At 69.8% G+C, this 14,338-nt stretch carries 15 protein-coding genes and 1 tRNA gene; 7 read left to right on the top strand and 9 right to left on the bottom strand.

All coding sequences use genetic code 11. The features are described from left to right. The first annotated feature begins 21 nt into the window (after positions 1–21). The gene (locus tag ACWC0C_RS23025; protein ID WP_450865523.1) at positions 22–1,407 is read left to right on the top strand and encodes a hypothetical protein; all 1,386 of its coding nucleotides are present in this window, start codon (positions 22–24) and stop codon (positions 1,405–1,407) included. Here ACWC0C_RS23025 and ACWC0C_RS23020 read toward each other — a convergent pair. Both ACWC0C_RS23020 and ACWC0C_RS23015 read right to left on the bottom strand, forming a co-directional pair. Beyond that, the gene (locus tag ACWC0C_RS23020; protein WP_450865520.1) at positions 1,371–2,870 is read right to left on the bottom strand and encodes a protein kinase domain-containing protein; all 1,500 of its coding nucleotides are present in this window, start codon (positions 2,868–2,870) and stop codon (positions 1,371–1,373) included. The two genes, ACWC0C_RS23025 and ACWC0C_RS23020, sit on opposite strands and share 37 nt — an antisense overlap. A 191-nt stretch (positions 2,871–3,061) precedes the next feature. Beyond that, the gene (locus ACWC0C_RS23015) at positions 3,062–3,610 is read right to left on the bottom strand and encodes a helix-turn-helix domain-containing protein (RefSeq protein ID WP_449194999.1); all 549 of its coding nucleotides are present in this window, start codon (positions 3,608–3,610) and stop codon (positions 3,062–3,064) included. 183 nt (positions 3,611–3,793) lie between these two features. Here ACWC0C_RS23015 and ACWC0C_RS23010 point away from each other — a divergent pair. Next, positions 3,794–3,866 (top strand) — tRNA-Ala (locus ACWC0C_RS23010). A gap of 82 nt (positions 3,867–3,948) precedes the next feature. Here ACWC0C_RS23010 and ACWC0C_RS23005 read toward each other — a convergent pair. The 5 genes from ACWC0C_RS23005 to ACWC0C_RS22985 form a co-directional block, all read right to left on the bottom strand. Continuing rightward, complete coding sequence (locus ACWC0C_RS23005) at positions 3,949–4,611, bottom strand: nitroreductase (protein ID WP_450865517.1); 663 nt, start codon at positions 4,609–4,611, stop codon at positions 3,949–3,951. Between the two features lie 185 nt (positions 4,612–4,796). Continuing rightward, positions 4,797–5,408 carry a flavin reductase family protein gene (locus ACWC0C_RS23000; RefSeq protein ID WP_450865516.1) on the bottom strand — a complete coding sequence of 204 codons (612 nt, stop codon included), beginning with the start codon at positions 5,406–5,408 and terminating at the stop codon, positions 4,797–4,799. 3 nt (positions 5,409–5,411) lie between these two features. Further along, on the bottom strand, positions 5,412–5,639 hold the full coding sequence (locus ACWC0C_RS22995; RefSeq protein ID WP_450865514.1) for an MbtH family protein: 228 nt from the start codon (positions 5,637–5,639) through the stop codon (positions 5,412–5,414). Positions 5,640–5,690: 51 nt separating this feature from the next. Further along, the gene (locus tag ACWC0C_RS22990) at positions 5,691–6,410 is read right to left on the bottom strand and encodes a tryptophan 2,3-dioxygenase family protein (RefSeq protein WP_450865512.1); all 720 of its coding nucleotides are present in this window, start codon (positions 6,408–6,410) and stop codon (positions 5,691–5,693) included. Positions 6,411–6,412: 2 nt separating this feature from the next. Beyond that, positions 6,413–7,189: a thioesterase II family protein gene (locus tag ACWC0C_RS22985; protein ID WP_450865510.1), complete on the bottom strand. Its 777-nt coding sequence runs from the start codon at positions 7,187–7,189 to the stop codon at positions 6,413–6,415. A 218-nt stretch (positions 7,190–7,407) separates the two neighbouring features. On the opposite strand from ACWC0C_RS22985, the gene ACWC0C_RS22980 reads away from it, so the two are divergent. From ACWC0C_RS22980 to ACWC0C_RS22970, 3 genes are all read left to right on the top strand, one after another. Further along, positions 7,408–8,604: a cytochrome P450 gene (locus ACWC0C_RS22980; protein ID WP_450865508.1), complete on the top strand. Its 1,197-nt coding sequence runs from the start codon at positions 7,408–7,410 to the stop codon at positions 8,602–8,604. Positions 8,605–8,654: 50 nt separating this feature from the next. Next, the gene (locus tag ACWC0C_RS22975; RefSeq protein WP_450865506.1) at positions 8,655–8,861 is read left to right on the top strand and encodes a ferredoxin; all 207 of its coding nucleotides are present in this window, start codon (positions 8,655–8,657) and stop codon (positions 8,859–8,861) included. A gap of 65 nt (positions 8,862–8,926) precedes the next feature. Beyond that, on the top strand, positions 8,927–10,231 hold the full coding sequence (locus tag ACWC0C_RS22970; protein ID WP_450865504.1) for a cation:proton antiporter: 1,305 nt from the start codon (positions 8,927–8,929) through the stop codon (positions 10,229–10,231). Positions 10,232–10,244: 13 nt separating this feature from the next. On the opposite strand, the gene sigJ is transcribed toward ACWC0C_RS22970, so the two are convergent. After that, positions 10,245–11,132, bottom strand: a complete 888-nt coding sequence (gene sigJ, locus ACWC0C_RS22965) for an RNA polymerase sigma factor SigJ (protein ID WP_450865502.1) — start codon at positions 11,130–11,132, stop codon at positions 10,245–10,247. Positions 11,133–11,264: 132 nt separating this feature from the next. Here sigJ and ACWC0C_RS22960 point away from each other — a divergent pair, with 132 nt between their 5' ends. Together ACWC0C_RS22960 and ACWC0C_RS22955 are read left to right on the top strand one after the other, a co-directional pair. Then, entirely contained in the window at positions 11,265–12,857 is a 1,593-nt protein-coding gene (locus ACWC0C_RS22960) for an MFS transporter (protein ID WP_450865501.1), read from the top strand. Positions 12,858–13,141: 284 nt separating this feature from the next. Further along, positions 13,142–13,636, top strand: coding sequence for a winged helix-turn-helix domain-containing protein (locus ACWC0C_RS22955; protein WP_449194974.1), 495 nt, complete (start codon positions 13,142–13,144; stop codon positions 13,634–13,636). A 95-nt stretch (positions 13,637–13,731) separates the two neighbouring features. Here ACWC0C_RS22955 and ACWC0C_RS22950 read toward each other — a convergent pair whose 3' ends face one another. Further along, on the bottom strand, positions 13,732–14,286 hold the full coding sequence (locus ACWC0C_RS22950) for a YceI family protein (RefSeq protein WP_450865499.1): 555 nt from the start codon (positions 14,284–14,286) through the stop codon (positions 13,732–13,734). Between the last annotated feature and the right edge of the window lie 52 nt (positions 14,287–14,338).

Genomic DNA, 14,338 nt, shown 5'->3' with positions numbered 1-14,338 from the left:
ATGACACGGGGAGGTCGGCACGTGCGGGGGCGAGGGCGGCGTACGGCGTGGTGGCGGGACGGTCGCGGGGCGGTGGTTCCCGGCGTCGTCGGAAGGGCCCTGTTGCCGGGACTGTGCGCGGCACTGTGCGCGCTGCTCGTCCTGCCGGCCGGCACCGTGCCCGCGTCGGCGGCCCCGGCCGGGGAGGCGCGGGCGGAGTCGTACGCCTTCGCGCCCGGGGCCCGTACCGTCTCGGGCGCCACGGGCACGGCGACGGCCGGGCGGCTCGACCCCGGCCGCACCTACCGCAGCTCCCTGCCGAGGAACGGCAAGCTCTACTACCGGATCGACCTCACGACCGCCGACACGGCGTACATCCCCGTCACCGCCGTACCCCCGGCGAACGCCACCGTCTCCGCCACCGACGGCATCAAGGTCTTGCTCCAGGACGCGCACGGCACGCCCTGCTCCTACTCCTCCGCCTTCTCGGCCCGCTTCGGCGCCGGGCTCAGCCCGCGCCCGGTCACCGCGCTGGCCCAGCGGGAGGCCGGCCGGGCGCTGTGCCAGGGCCGGGGGACGTACTACCTGCTCGTCCAGCGACTCGACACCGGGAGCGCCGCTACGGCCCCTTCCCGGCCCTGGAACCTGGAGATCGCGCCCGCCACCGAGCCGCGTCCGGCGCGGGCCGAGGCCACCTCCGCGCCGCAGGCCTGGGACTCCGCCACGCCCGAGCCGCTTGGCGGTGAGCCCCGCGACCGTTCCGGCGGCGCCGGGTTCGCCTCGGCGAGCCCACTGGGCCAGGGCGTCTGGCGGACCACGCTCGTGCCCGGCGAGACACGCTTCTACAAGGTGCCGGTCGACTGGGGCCGGCAGCTGCACGCCTCCGCCGAACTGGCGAGCGCGCAGGGGCACGGCTATGTCGGCGGCGCCCTGAACCTCTCCCTCTACAACCCCGTCCGCGGCTACGTCGAGGACGCCGCCCTCGGCTACACCGGCACGCGGAAGCCCGCCGTACTCACCCCGCTCCCGCGTGTCGAGTACGCCAACCGCTACGCCGCTGCCGCCGGGGTGGCCGCCGTCCGCTTCGCCGGCGACTACTACCTGGTCCTGCATCTCAGCGAGCAGCTGGCCGGCCCGTTCGGGCGCGGCCCGTTCCCCGTGACGCTGCGGGTCCGGGTGGCCGGGCGGGCGCACGCCGGGCCGGAGTACGCCGGGAAACCCGTGCCGGCGGACGTGTTCACCCTCACCGAGCAGGACCGGGAAGCCGTGTCCACCGGGAGCACCGGCGGCGGGGACGGCACCGCGCTGAAGCTGACCGCGATCGCCGGGATCGGCCTGGGGACCGTACTGCTGCTGGTGCTCGTGGGCTGGACGGTGACGGCGCGGCGGGCTCAGACGCGGGCCAGCGCCCAGAAACCCACCGCGTAGCAGGCGAGCGCCAGCAACAGCATCGGGATCGCGACCTTCGCCGGCGGCCCGGGCCGTCGGTTCCGGCCCGCCCGATGCCCCCTGTGCCCGTGCGCGGGCGCGCTGGACCAGGGCTGGGCCGGATGCGGAAGCCGTGTGTCGCGAGCCGTGTACGAAGCCGTGGAGGCGTCGGCACGTGGGTCGTAGGGGGCGTGGGCCTGGGGGGAGGGGTACGGCTGGTGGAGCGGGGGGTGAGCGGGGGGCCGGAGCTGCTGCGCGTACGGAGGGTACGGGGAGGGATCCAGGGGCTGGTGGGGGTACGGCTCGGGGGTCGGAGGCGCTTGGTGCGGAGGCTCTTGGGTCCGGGGCTCTTGGGCCCGGGGCCCTTGGGGCGGAGGCTCCTGGTTCGGCGGCGCCGGGGGCGGCGGCAGCCGGAAGCTCCCGGTGTCCGAGAGGGATCCGGTGCCCGGGAAGGATCCGGCGTCCGGGAGTGATCCGGTACCCGTGTCGGCTCCGGTGTCCGTGCCGGAGCCCGCGTCCGGGGTCGGAGTCGGAGTCGTGTCCGCGCCCTCGACCAGTTCCGAGGCCACTCCGGAGGCCCTCTTGAGGGGACCGTCGGGGGCGAACCCGGGCGGCAGCGGGCCGAGTTGGTCGAAGATCTCGATCAGCTCGTCGTCGGGTGCGGGCTCCGGCAGCAGCTCCACCGCGGAGGCGAGGGCCTTGCGCGCACCCGTGGCGGTGCGGAAACGCGCGTCCGGGTCGGGCTGGAGCAGGGTGGCGACGACCTGCCACAGCGGCTCCGGAACGCCCTTGGGTGCGCCGGGAGTCCCGTGTTCCGCGAAGTACTGCACGAGTGCCTTGGCGTCGGGCTTGGCGCCTTCCAGGAGATACAGAGCGACCAGTCCCACGGCGAACAGGTCGGCGGGGAAGTCGGGTTCGGCGCCCAGCATCTGCTCCGGCGCGAGGTAACCGGGCGTGCCCACCACGAGGTTGGTCTCCGTCAGGCGGGGTTCGCCGAGCCGCATGGCGATGCCGAAGTCGGACAGCCGTAGCCGAGGCCGGCCGGTGCCGGTCGCTTCGAGCAGGACGTTGGCGGGCTTGATGTCCCGGTGGACGACGCCTTCGGCGTGGACGGCGGCGAGGCCGGACAGAAGCTGGTCGAGCAGGGTGCAGACGAAGGCCGGCGGCAGCGGGCCGTAGTCGCCGACGAGGTGGACCAGGGAGCCGCCGGCGACCAGGTCCATGGTGAAGAGCACCTGGTCGTCGTCGGCGGCCCAGCTGGCCGGGGCGAGGACATGGGGGTGGTCGATCCGCAGGGCCTGTTCCCGCACGAAGCGCAGCAGGGAGTGGGCGTCGCGCTGCTGGAGCACCTTGGCGGCCACATAGCGCCGTCGGCGGTGGTCCCAGGCCCGCCATACGGCGCCCACGCCCCCGCGTCCGATCGGGTCGGCCAGCTCGTACCGGCCGGCGAACACCTCACCCATGGCAGCCCATCGCTCCTCCCCCTGGACCCGCGTCGGTCCCCCCGACCCCTTACTTCCCCACTTCGATGAGTGATACGACCCCGCTCCACGATCAAGGAACGCCCTGCGCCCCCTGGTCCGCCGGCCCCGCGGCGACCGACCTTGGCCCCGGCCCGGCCCCCGGACCCCCTCCGGGAACCGGGCCGTGGGTCCTAGTTCTGGTGGGACTGGTAGTGCGCGACGGCGTCGGAGGTGCGGCCGGCGCCGTAGACGCGCAGGAACTCCGCCAGTTCCGGATGGGCCGGGGCGAGGCTGTCCGCCGCGTCGATGATGTCGCCCGCGGCGGCCACCGAACGCAGCAGCGACTGGATCTCGCGGACCACCCGCTTGACGGTCGGCGCCCCCGAACCGCTGGTGGTCTGGGTGGTGTTGCTGAGCACGGAGCCCCCCTGCGACTTCTTGATCTCGTCCATGCGGTCGGTCGCCTCGGCGGCGCTCACACTGCCGTCCGCGACCTGGGCCGCCAGCTCCTGCAGCAGCTGCACCCGCTGGACCACAGCCGGGTTGCCGATCTTCGCCCGCTGGCCGCTCATCAGCTGCGAGAGCATCGGAGCGGACAGCCCCAGGACCGCCGCGAGACGGGCCTGGTTGAGCCCGAGATCGTCTATGAGCTTACGGAAGAGCGCCCCCAACGGCTCCCCGTACCAGTTCCGCTGCAGCTCCCGCGCTCTCGCGGTGGCTTCCTGCTGTGCGGCGTCCATTGCGTCTCCCCATCGCTTCCCCTGAATACCGCGGTTCGCTGTAGCGAACCACGTCGAGCATCTTACGGAGAGTGGTCATCCTCGGGGACCCCCAATCTTTTTGCGAGATACCGGGGGTGACCCGGTACTCTGGTCCCCGGCGGCACCGGAAAACGCGATTCCTCCGGCCGGCCGCTGCTTCTCGGGGCCTTAGCTCAGTTGGTAGAGCGCCGTCTTTGCATGGCGGATGTCAGGGGTTCGACTCCCCTAGGCTCCACATATAAATGCCCTCTGACCTGCGGAAACGCGGTTTCAGGGGGCATTTTTGGTGCGTACATTGCGTACATGGGGATGCCGGGTCAGTCGAGGAAGGTCACCGTCTCGTCGAGCGGGGCGCGGTCCACGCGGACACAGGGGCCGGCTGGATCCGCATGGCCCACCGACATGCCGCAGAAGAGGACGAGGGACTCGGCGGGAGACACGATCCCCGCGACCGTTCGGTGGTACACCGACCATGCCATCTGCGGGCAGCTGTGCAGTCCCTCGGCCCGCAGCAACAGCATGACGGTCTGCAGGTACATGCCGACATCGGCCCACTGGGCCGGTCCCATATCCCGGTCGATGTAGTGGAAGAGGGCGGAGGGAGCGCCGAAGCAGTGCCAGTTCGCGGTGACCGCCTGATGCCGTGCGGCCCGGTCCTCGCGTGGGATGCCGAGAGCGCCGTACCGCTTCTCGGCGGCTCCCCAACGGCGCTCGCGATAGGGGGACTTGAGGTCCGGTGGGTACATCACGTACTCCGGGTCGTCTCCTGGGTCACCCGCTGCCGCTCGCGCGACGGCCTGTCGCTTGAGTTCCTCCAGTCGCTGCCCGGTCAGGACATAGGTGTGCCATGGCTGCAGGTTCGCCCCGGACGGTGCCCTGGAAGCGGCCGAAAGTACTCGCTCAAGCACTTCCTTCGGTACGTGATCACACGTGAACCCCCGCACCGCTCGACGAGTCGCCACCGCCTCGTAGACATCCAAGAGCCACGCCCTCCCGTATCGCCTCGCCGTCTTGAGGTTGCTCCGTGTCGTGCCGGGCATCCCGTACTTCTCAACGGTTCGGAACGAGCAGAGGTGACAGCCAGGCGGCGTGATCGAGTCACGATGCGTGGTCCGGGCCGGTGGCGAGCGTGCTCGGGCTGGGCGTCACGCTCGCGGACCCGGGCTCATCCGCCCACGACGTAGCGGTCCAACGTGCGGACGTAGTCCGCGGCGCCCATGCGGCCGACGGATCCCAGCCGGTCCAGGTCGACGTGGAAGCCGGTCTCGTCGATCAGCCCCTCGTCCGCCGTGATGTGGACCACTTCCCCGATGACGACGAAGTGGTCACCGACCGGAACCACCGCGGACGTCCGGCATTCGAAGGCGATGGGGGATCCGTCCATACGCGGGGAGCGGACCCTCCGGCCGGGCAGCGGCCGAAGCCCGGCCAGTTCGTACTCCGACTCGCCGTACGGCAGGGGTTTCGCCGAGGCGGTGGCTGCCTCGGCATGTTTTTCGATCAGTATGTTGACGGTGAACTCCCCCGTACCTCCTTCGGCCGGCACCCTGGCGTTGCGGCAGGAGTCCTTCTCGGTGCCGTCGGCCCGCCGACCCGCGCAGAAGAGCAGGGTCATGGGGGAATACCCGACCGCCGTGTAGTAGGAGAAGGGCGCCAGGTTGATCGCTCCGTGCGGGGAGACCGTGCTCACCATGGCCACCGGTCGGGGGACCACGCTCCACAGCAGAAGCCGTTCGCGCTGCCGCACGGTCATGTCCGCTACGTCGATGTCCAGCATGGATCAGCCGTTTTCGGTGACGATGGTCTGGCCGACGCCGGAACCCCGCAGGCTCTGGGGGCGCAGGTCCGTCCACTCGCGGTCGACGTATGCGAGGCACTCTTCCAGCGTGCTGGTGACACCGACGGGCGACCAGCCCGCCGGGACCGCCCGGTCCGTGGGCCAGACCGAGTACTGCCGCTCGTGGTTGATCACGACGTGGTGGAGACCGGTGGTGCCGTCCGCTGACATGAAGACCGCCTTCGTCTCGTGGAGGGGGATGATGTCCTGGTCCGGTGCTTCTCACGCGGGGCTGGGGGCGAGTTCCTCCGCGTGCAGGGCGCCGCGCAGCCGCCGCAGCTCCGGGAAGGGGAGCGTGATCCGGTGCATCAGGAACTCCTCCCCGGACGTTCCTCCGGTGCCCTGCCGGCCGCCGACCATCTTCGACATCAGGCCGAGGTGGGCCACCTTCCAGCGCCAGTAGCCGTTGCCCACGTCGAGCAGCGCCTCGGCCACCCGGTGGAGGCCGCCACCGGCGATCCCGAGGCGGCACACGTCGGCCACGGTGCAGCCCTGATGGCCGGTGTTCTCCACGAAGGCCCGGTACAGCTCGCCCTCCTCACCGCCGTCCCCCAGCAGTCGGCCGAGTTCCCGGAACTGTTGGGACTGCGCCCCGCTGGCCGTGCCGAGATAGGGCCGGAACTGGACGAAGTGGCGCAGGGGGAGGCGTTCCAGGACGAGTACCTGCTCGTGCAGGACCCGGAGCAGCTCGGCGGCCCGCTGGAGGAGTTCCACGCTGGTCTCCACCTCGGCGGCCGGACGGCTGACGGAGGACAGCAGGTCCCTCGCCAGGCTCAGATCCGCGACGGCCTGCTTGAGCCACAGTTCGCAGGACTGGTGGGCGACGATGAAGAAGTGCTCGGCCAGGACCACGGTCCGGTCGGCCGTCTCGGGTATCCGCGTTTTCTGGAGCGACAGCAGGATGTCTGTCTGGAGATAGGAGGAGTAGCTCAACTCGGCCATGGTCAGCTCCGCGTCAGTGAGTCCGTGGGGAGTGCGGTATCGAGGAAGGCGGTGATGTCGGTGAGGAGGTCTTCGGCGTTCTGGAACGGATGGAAGTGGTGGCCCTCGCGTTCGAGCATGCTGAACGGCCCGGTGGTCACCGAGGCCCAGCCGGTCAGCAGGGCGGTGTCCACGAGGGGGTCCTGCATGCCGTGGTAGCAACGGACGGGGCAGGACAGGGGGACGACCCTGGGCTCCGGCCGGTAGTCCTCGTGCGCCGTGATGTCGGCACGCAGCACCGGGAGCAGCGCCTCCACCAGTTCCGGCTGGTCGGCGACGGCTGGATCGATTCCGTCCAGGGAACAGATGAGGGACCACAGTTCACCGTCGGAGAGCAGTCCGGCCCGCACCCGGCCCTCCACACCAGGGGCCGGGCAACTGGACACCAGCAGACCGCAGGGCGTTCGGTCCAGCGCGCTGAGAGTCAGAGCGGTCTCGTAGGCGACGAGGGCGCCGAGACTGTGACCGAAGAGCACGGTGGGCAGGGGCGGCAGGCGCAGGAGTTCGGAGGAGAGTTCCGCACTCAGCGCGCGCACGTGGGTCGACAGCGGCTCGCCGAAGCGGTCGCCGTGCCCCGGATACTGCGCCGCGAGCAACTCGACGGCCGGCAGGAGCTCGCCGGCCCATGCGTCGTAGCCGGCCGTGGTGCCGCCCGAGTGCGGGAGGCAGACGATCCTTGCGATGGGTGCGGGAGCCTGGGCCAGCGTCCGCAGGCATTGATCCCGGCGAGTACGAAGCATGATGCGCTCCTCTGCTTCGGATTTGTTCGTAAGTTCTCACGGCGGATCGGGGCGGCAGAGCAATCTTTCGGCTCTCCGTCACTGCCGGAACCGGCCACGAAAGACTTCTGACACAACTGGAGCGGACCGGCTCGGCCGTCTGTGAGGATCCGCGTACCGGAGCCGGTGCCGGGCACTGCGAGCAGTGCGTTTCCAGTCTTCAGTGGGGATTGCGGACGATGAGCCGAACAGCGGTCGCCTCGCTCGATCTGACCGACTCGCGCACGTTCATGGAGAATGATCCATTCGAGTTGTTCGCCGAGGTGAGGTCGAACGAGCCGGTGTACTGGCACGCTGCCTCGGACGGCCACCCCGGTTTCTGGGTGGTGGCCGGGTACGCCGACGTCGTCTCCTGCTACGGCGATTCCGAGGCCTTGGCTTCGGGCCGTGGCACTGTGCTCGATGTGCTGCTGCGCGGCGACGACTCCGCCGGGGGCAGAATGCTGGCCGTCACGGACCGGCCGCGTCACCGGGAACTTCGGGCCCTGATGTGGCGCGCCCTGTCGCCGAAGGTGCTCGGCAGGGTCGCCCGGAAGGTCGAGGAGCGCACCGCCGCGCTCATCAAGGATGCCGTCGGCCTGGAGACCTTCGACTTTGCCACCCAGGTCGCGGAACACGTGCCCATGAACACGATCTGCGACCTGCTGTCGGTCCCCGAGGCGGACCGCCCCGACCTGCTTCGGTGGAGCAAGGGAGCGCTGACCGGGGCGGACGAACTCGATTCCCTGGAATCGCGCAACGAACTCGTCCTGTACTTCATGGATGTGGCGGCGCGTCGACGCGCGGACCCGGGTGACGACGTGATCAGCACGATCGCCACGGGGCTGATCCAGGGCGAGCCCCTGAGCCTCGAAGAGGTCGCGCTCAACTGCTACAGCCTGATCATCGGCGGCGACGAGTCCTCGCGGGTCTCCGCCGTCAGCACGGTCAAGGCCCTTGCCGAACACCCCTCGCAGTGGCGGGCCCTGCGGGCCGGCCAGGTTGACCTGCACACGGCCGTCGAGGAGGCCCTGCGCTGGGCGACTCCCTCGTTCCACTTCGCCCGTACCGCCACCCGCGACCAGGTCATCGCAGGGCGGCACGTGCGGGCGGGAGACATCGTGACGCTGTGGAACATCTCGGCCAACAACGACGAGCGGGCGTTCTTTCAGCCGCGCGCCCTCGACCTGTCCCGGTCCCCGAACAAGCACGTCGCTCTGGGCCACGGGCCCCACTACTGCCTGGGGGCCTTCCTCGGCCGGGCCGAACTGCATGCCCTGCTGAGCGTGCTCGCCGAGACGGTCCGGGACCTGGAGGTCACCGGGCCGCCCACCCGGATCCAGTCCAACTTTCTCAACGGCTACAGCTCGCTGCCGGTGCGCTTCCTCCCGAGGTGACGGCGCGGCAAAGGCAAGGGGATGGAATGCGAACCGAGGAGAGGAACGACATGCGTGTGACGGTCGACCAGGAGCGCTGCATCGGCTCGGGAATGTGCGTCCTCGCCGTGAGTGAGGTGTTCGACCAGCGGGAGGAGGACGGGTCCGTCCGTCTGCTCCGTGAGGACGTACCGGGCGAACTGCAGGACCGGGTACGCCGTGCCGCCGGCGTCTGTCCTTCCCGAGCGATCACCGTCCAGCAGGAGACCAGGCCCTAGGCAAGGCGGACCCCGCCCGAGCGGTCATCGATCGCCGAAGGACACCCATAGCGGAGGAACGCACCATGCCGCCCGTCACAGCCCCGCCATTGGGCGGGCATGCGTTGTTGGTTCTGCTGGTCCAGGCGTCCTTGCTGCTCGGTGCCGCGCAGCTGCTCGGCCGACTCGCGACGCGCTTCAAACTACCTGCGGTATCGGGCGAGTTGACGGCGGGAATCCTGCTCGGACCCTCGGTGGTCGGCCGGATCCTCCCCGCATTTCACCACTGGCTGCAGACGTCACAGGCGTCCCAGGTCCACCTACTGGACGCGGTCGGTCAGCTCGGCGTGATCCTCCTTGTGGGGACGACCGCGCTGGAGATCGACCTCGCCCTGGTGCGTCGTACCGGGCAGGCGTCCCTGCTGGTCGGTACCTTCGGCCTGTTGATTCCCCTGGGACTCGGCTGCGCCGCGGGCCTGGTGGCGCCTGCGGCCCTGCTGCCCGCCGGTCGCGACCGCGGTCTGTTCGTCTTCTTCATCGGCGTGGCCATGTGCGTCAGCGCTCTACCGGTGATCGCGAAAATGCTGTCGGACATGCGATTACTGCACCGGGACATCGCTCAGCTGACCATCGCGGTCGGCGTGGTGGACGATGTCGCCGGCTGGATGCTGCTGTCCGTGGCCTCTGCCGCGGCGGCGAGCGGGCTCACGCTCGGATCGGTCGCCGCGCCGCTGGTCCGGCTGGTCCTGATCACGGCCTGTGCAGTGTTTCTCGGCCGTCCGGCGATCAGGTGGCTGATGGCCAGGACGCGGAACCCGCAGACCGTGATGGGCACGGCGACCGTGCTGATCACGGGGTGCGCGGCGGCCACGCAGGCCATGGGCATGGAGGCGTCCTTCGGAGCCCTCATCGGCGGTCTGCTGGTCGGCGCCGCCGGATCCGGGACGAGCAGGGCCCTGGTACCCCTGCGCTCCGTCACGCTCTCGGTTCTGGCCCCCCTCTACTTCGCCGAGGCCGGCCTGCGGATGAACCTGTCCGTGCTGGGCACACCGCTGATCGCGCTCGCCGCGCTGTGCGCGCTTGTCGTGGCGACCGTGGGCAAGTTCGCCGGGGCGCTGCTCGGTGCCCGCCTCGCCGGGCTCGATCGCCGTGCCGCTCTGGTGCTCGGTGCCGGGATGAACGCACGCGGCGTGATCCAGATCATCGTGGCGGGGATCGGTCTGCGGCTCGGCGTGCTGAACACCGCCTCGTACACCGTCGTGGTGCTGATCGCCATCTGCACGTCGCTGATGGCGCCGCCGGTACTTCGCAGGGCCGTGCAGCGCATCGAGGTCAACGACGGGGAGTGGGCCCGTCTCCAGCGGGGCAAGGACCTGGCGGGCGTCTCCTGAGGAGACGCCCGGCCTACGACTTGAAGGCGCCGAAGTCGATCGCGGCGAGGCGTTCCGGGTCGAGCAGGATCTGGATCTGCGTGATCCGGCCCTGCCGGACGGCGAAGCCCATCACCGACACGGGTACGCCGTCCCGGTCGACCAGGACGCCGGGGGTGCCGTTGACCAGGACGGCGGTCACCGTCACGCCCGGCTGACGGAACAGCGCGGCCCGTTCCGCCACGAGGCGGGCACCACGGATTGCCGCCGTGGCGGAGGCGAGCGCGAGTCCGCCGTCCGCACGGAGTTCGAGATCCGGGTCCAGTACCGCCACCAACCCGTCGAGATCGCCGTTGCGCGCCGCGGCGAAGAAGGCGTCGACCAGCATGCGCCGGGTCGCGAAGTCGCCGTCGGAGTCCGCCTCGCGGGCGCCCTGCACCCGGCGGCGCGCCCGGCTGGCGAGCTGCCGGGTCGCCACCGTCGTACGCCCGACGACGGCCGCGATCTCGTCGAAGGTCAGATGGAACATGTCGTGCAGCACGAAGGCGACTCGCTCGGCGGGGGCCAGCGTGTCCAGCACGATCAGCAGCGCGAGGCTGACCGAGTCGCTCAGCAGCGCCTCGTCCTCGGGGCCGGGGGACGGTTCGTGCCCGACCACGGGATCCGGCAGGTGGACGCCGACCGGGTCCTCCGGCCGCGCGGCGCGTGACCTCAGGGCGTTCAGGCAGATCCGGCTGATCACCGTGGTCAGCCAGGCGGGGAGGTTGTCCACCTCGTCCGCGTTGCTGCGGCTGAGTCTGATCCAGGTCTCCTGTACGGCGTCCTCGGCCTCGGCGTGGGAGCCCAGCATCCGGTACGCGACGTTCCTCAGGTGTGGCCGGAAGTGCTCGAACTGCTCCGCCAGCCGATCGTGGTCGTGCACGGTCACACTCCTCGGTCGTCAGGGGTCATCACTAGTGGGCGGCTAGCCGACCCGACGTACGCGGACCCGACTTGGAGCACGGATGATCACCTCTTCATTGCATATCACACGGACTTCGAGGGGGGAGATGACATGAGCCTTTCCCTCACCGAAGCGCGACGCCGGCAGCTGACGCTGTTCGCGATGTGCATGGCGACCTTCATGACCTCACTCGACCTGACCATCGTGAACGTTGCGCTGCCGTCGATGCAGAGCGAACTGCACATGAGCGCTGCCGAGTTGGAATGGGTGATCAGTGCGTACTCGCTGAGCCTGGCCGCGATCATCCCGGCCAGCGGAGCGCTCGGCGACCGGTACGGTCGCAAGAGGGTCTTCCTGACCGGCATGGTCGTCTTTCTGGTCGGCGTCATCGCCTGTGCCGTGGCCTGGAACGCGGCCTCCCTCATCGCCTTCCGCGCCATGCAGGGCGTGGGCGGCGCAGCGATGCTGGCTCTGGGGCTGTCGATCATCACGGAGACCTACCCGCAGGAACAGCGGGCCGGCGCGATCGGGGCCTGGGCGGCCATCGGCGGCACCGGATTCGGCGCCGGACCCGTCGGCGGAGGGATCCTGCTCACCTTCTTCAGCTGGCCGTCGGTGTTCTGGATCAACCTGCCCTTCGCCGCCCTGGGCATCGCCTGCACGGCCGTGGCGGTCCGGGAGTCGCGCAATCCCCAGGCCCGCAGGCTGGACGTGCCGGGGATGGTGCTCAGCTCCCTGGGGCTGGTCTGCCTCACGCTCGGGTTCGTCGAATCGTCCGATCGACCGTGGGGTGCGGCCCTCGTGGCGCTGCCCCTGATGGTCGGGGCGGTCCTGCTGATCGCCTTCTTCTGGTGGGAGCGCCACGCTCCGCACGCCATGCTGCCTCCGGCTCTGCTGCGGGCCCGGAGCTTCGCGAGCGCCTCGGGCATCTACATGCTGTGCTACGGCGGGATGAGCGGCGCGCTCTTCTGGGTGACGCTGTACTTCCAGAACGTCGCGGGCTGGTCGGTGCTGCGTACCGGCCTGTCCTGGCTGTTCATGAACATCCCCTTCCTGACCATGGCGCAGTTCGGCGGGCGGCTCGACTCACGCTTCCGGGCCTCGACAGTGGCCACGTACGGGACGCTGGTGGCCGCAGCCGGTGTGTTCCTGCTCAGCCGGGCGGGAACCGTCCCCTTCGCCGTCAGCGCCCTCGGATACGCGCTGTACGGCGGCGGGTTCGGCACGTTCGTGCCCGCCGTGACCCACGTGGCGATGCGCGACGTGCCCTCCGGCGTCTCGGGAGCGGCCTCCGGCGTCCTGAACGCGTCACGGCAGATCGGCTCCTCGGTGTGCCTCGCGGTGCTCGGCACCGTGGGCGTGAACGCGGCCGTCTCCGCCTGGCACGGAAAGGTGTCCGAGCTGGATGGGGCCCGCCACGGCGCGGCACTCGATCAGGCGCACAATGTGGGCGGCGGACGCGTGCGCACCGTGGTGGAAACGCTCGGCGGCTCGTTCAGGCAGGCCACCGTCGACTCCTTCCTGCACGGTTACCAACTGGCCGTCGGGATCGCCGCAGCCTGCACGGCCGTGGCGGCGGGCCTCGCCTGGACGGGGTTCCGGAACCGGGCCGAGCGGCCGGAAGCCGCCGCACACCCGGCTCCGGTGGTCGAGGAACACGAGGTCACGATGGCCGAAGACGGACTTCACCAGCGAAGTCAGTGATCCACATCATGAAGTGGACGGGAGAGCCAGGCAGCAGGACGTGAGGTGATTCATCCGCCAGGGAATCGTGCCCATGTCACATGACATGGGCACCGCCTTGCGCCCGGCTTGACAACGACGTCAGCGCGAACACGCCACGCGGCCACGGCGATCACGCCACCGACGGAACGTCGGCCCGTGCCCACCAGGCCGCTTCGCCATCACTGCCCGGCACCCCGGACGGACCCTTCACCGAACCCAGAGGGAAAAGTCGCCAGAGTGCGCATTTGCACGGGGAGACACTCTTGAGTAAAGGCGTCAAGTTAATACGCTGGCCCATCGAAGCCAAAGTCCGGAACGACTGCAGAAAGGCCGGAATCCCACGCCTGCTGGTGGTGGAGGCCGGAAACGACGCTCCTGTCTGCGCCGACCCCACGGAGGACTGGATCAGAGCGCCGGCTTCCCGCGGCGACGTCGAGGCACGCATACAGGCGTTGGTTCAGCGTGCCTATGGGCAGAAGGTCCCGTCCGTCGACTCCACCGGTGTTCTTTGTTTCGGCGCGGATTCGGTGGCTATCTCCAGCACCCAGGTGGGAATCATGGAGCACTTCGTCGCCCACTACGGTGAAGTGGTCTACCGGACGGAGCTGGAGCAACAGGTGGCCAAGGTGACCGGAAAGATCTCCAGAAACGCCCTCGACCTGCAGATCATGCGGTTGCGCCGCCGTATCGCCGCGGTCGGCCTCAGCATCCGGACCGTCTGGGGCCGGGGTTACATCCTCGAGGCTGCCACCGCCTGACACATGACGTGATTCCGGCAGCAGCCGGTCACTCCGGTGTGCCCTCTGCCCGTTCGTCACACGGGCAGAGGGCCACCCACGTCGGGGCCCCCGGTTCAGGAGGATGCGAGCGAGGCCTGGATGTCCAGGGTGATCCGCACCGTCTCGCCCACCACAGCGGTGGGGATGTGCGGGGCGAGGCCGAAGTCCGTCCGGCTGACCGTTACCGAGGCACTGACGCCGAGCACGGGCACCTTGCGCACCGGATCGGTACCGAAACCGCCGGGTTCGGCGACCAGGGTGACGGCCTTGGTCACACCCCGCATGGTCAACTCGCCGTCGATCAGGAACCGGTCTTCGTGCCGGCGCACCTGCGTGGAACGGAACACCAACTCTTTGTTCTGGTCGGCCGCCAGCACATCGTCACCGCGAATGTAGCCGTCACGGGCTCCGTAACCGGTGTCGATGCTGTCCGTCTCGATACGGGCGGTCACGGATGACTGCTCGACCGTCTCCCCGGTGCGGATCGTGCCGTCGAAGACGTTGAAACGACCGTGTACCCGAGTCACCCCCAGATGGCGAACGGTGAACCGCACCTCGGAATCGGACGCGTCGATCGCCCAAGTCCCCGCGGTGTATCCAGGGATGGTCTCGGTAACGGTTTCGGTCATGCCGCCTCTCCTCATCGTTCGTGCGTCACACGGCCCGTGATTCACGGGTCAT

This window comes from Streptomyces sp. NPDC001709 (assembly GCF_053596375.1).
This window is presented reverse-complemented; position numbering and strand designations above follow the sequence as displayed.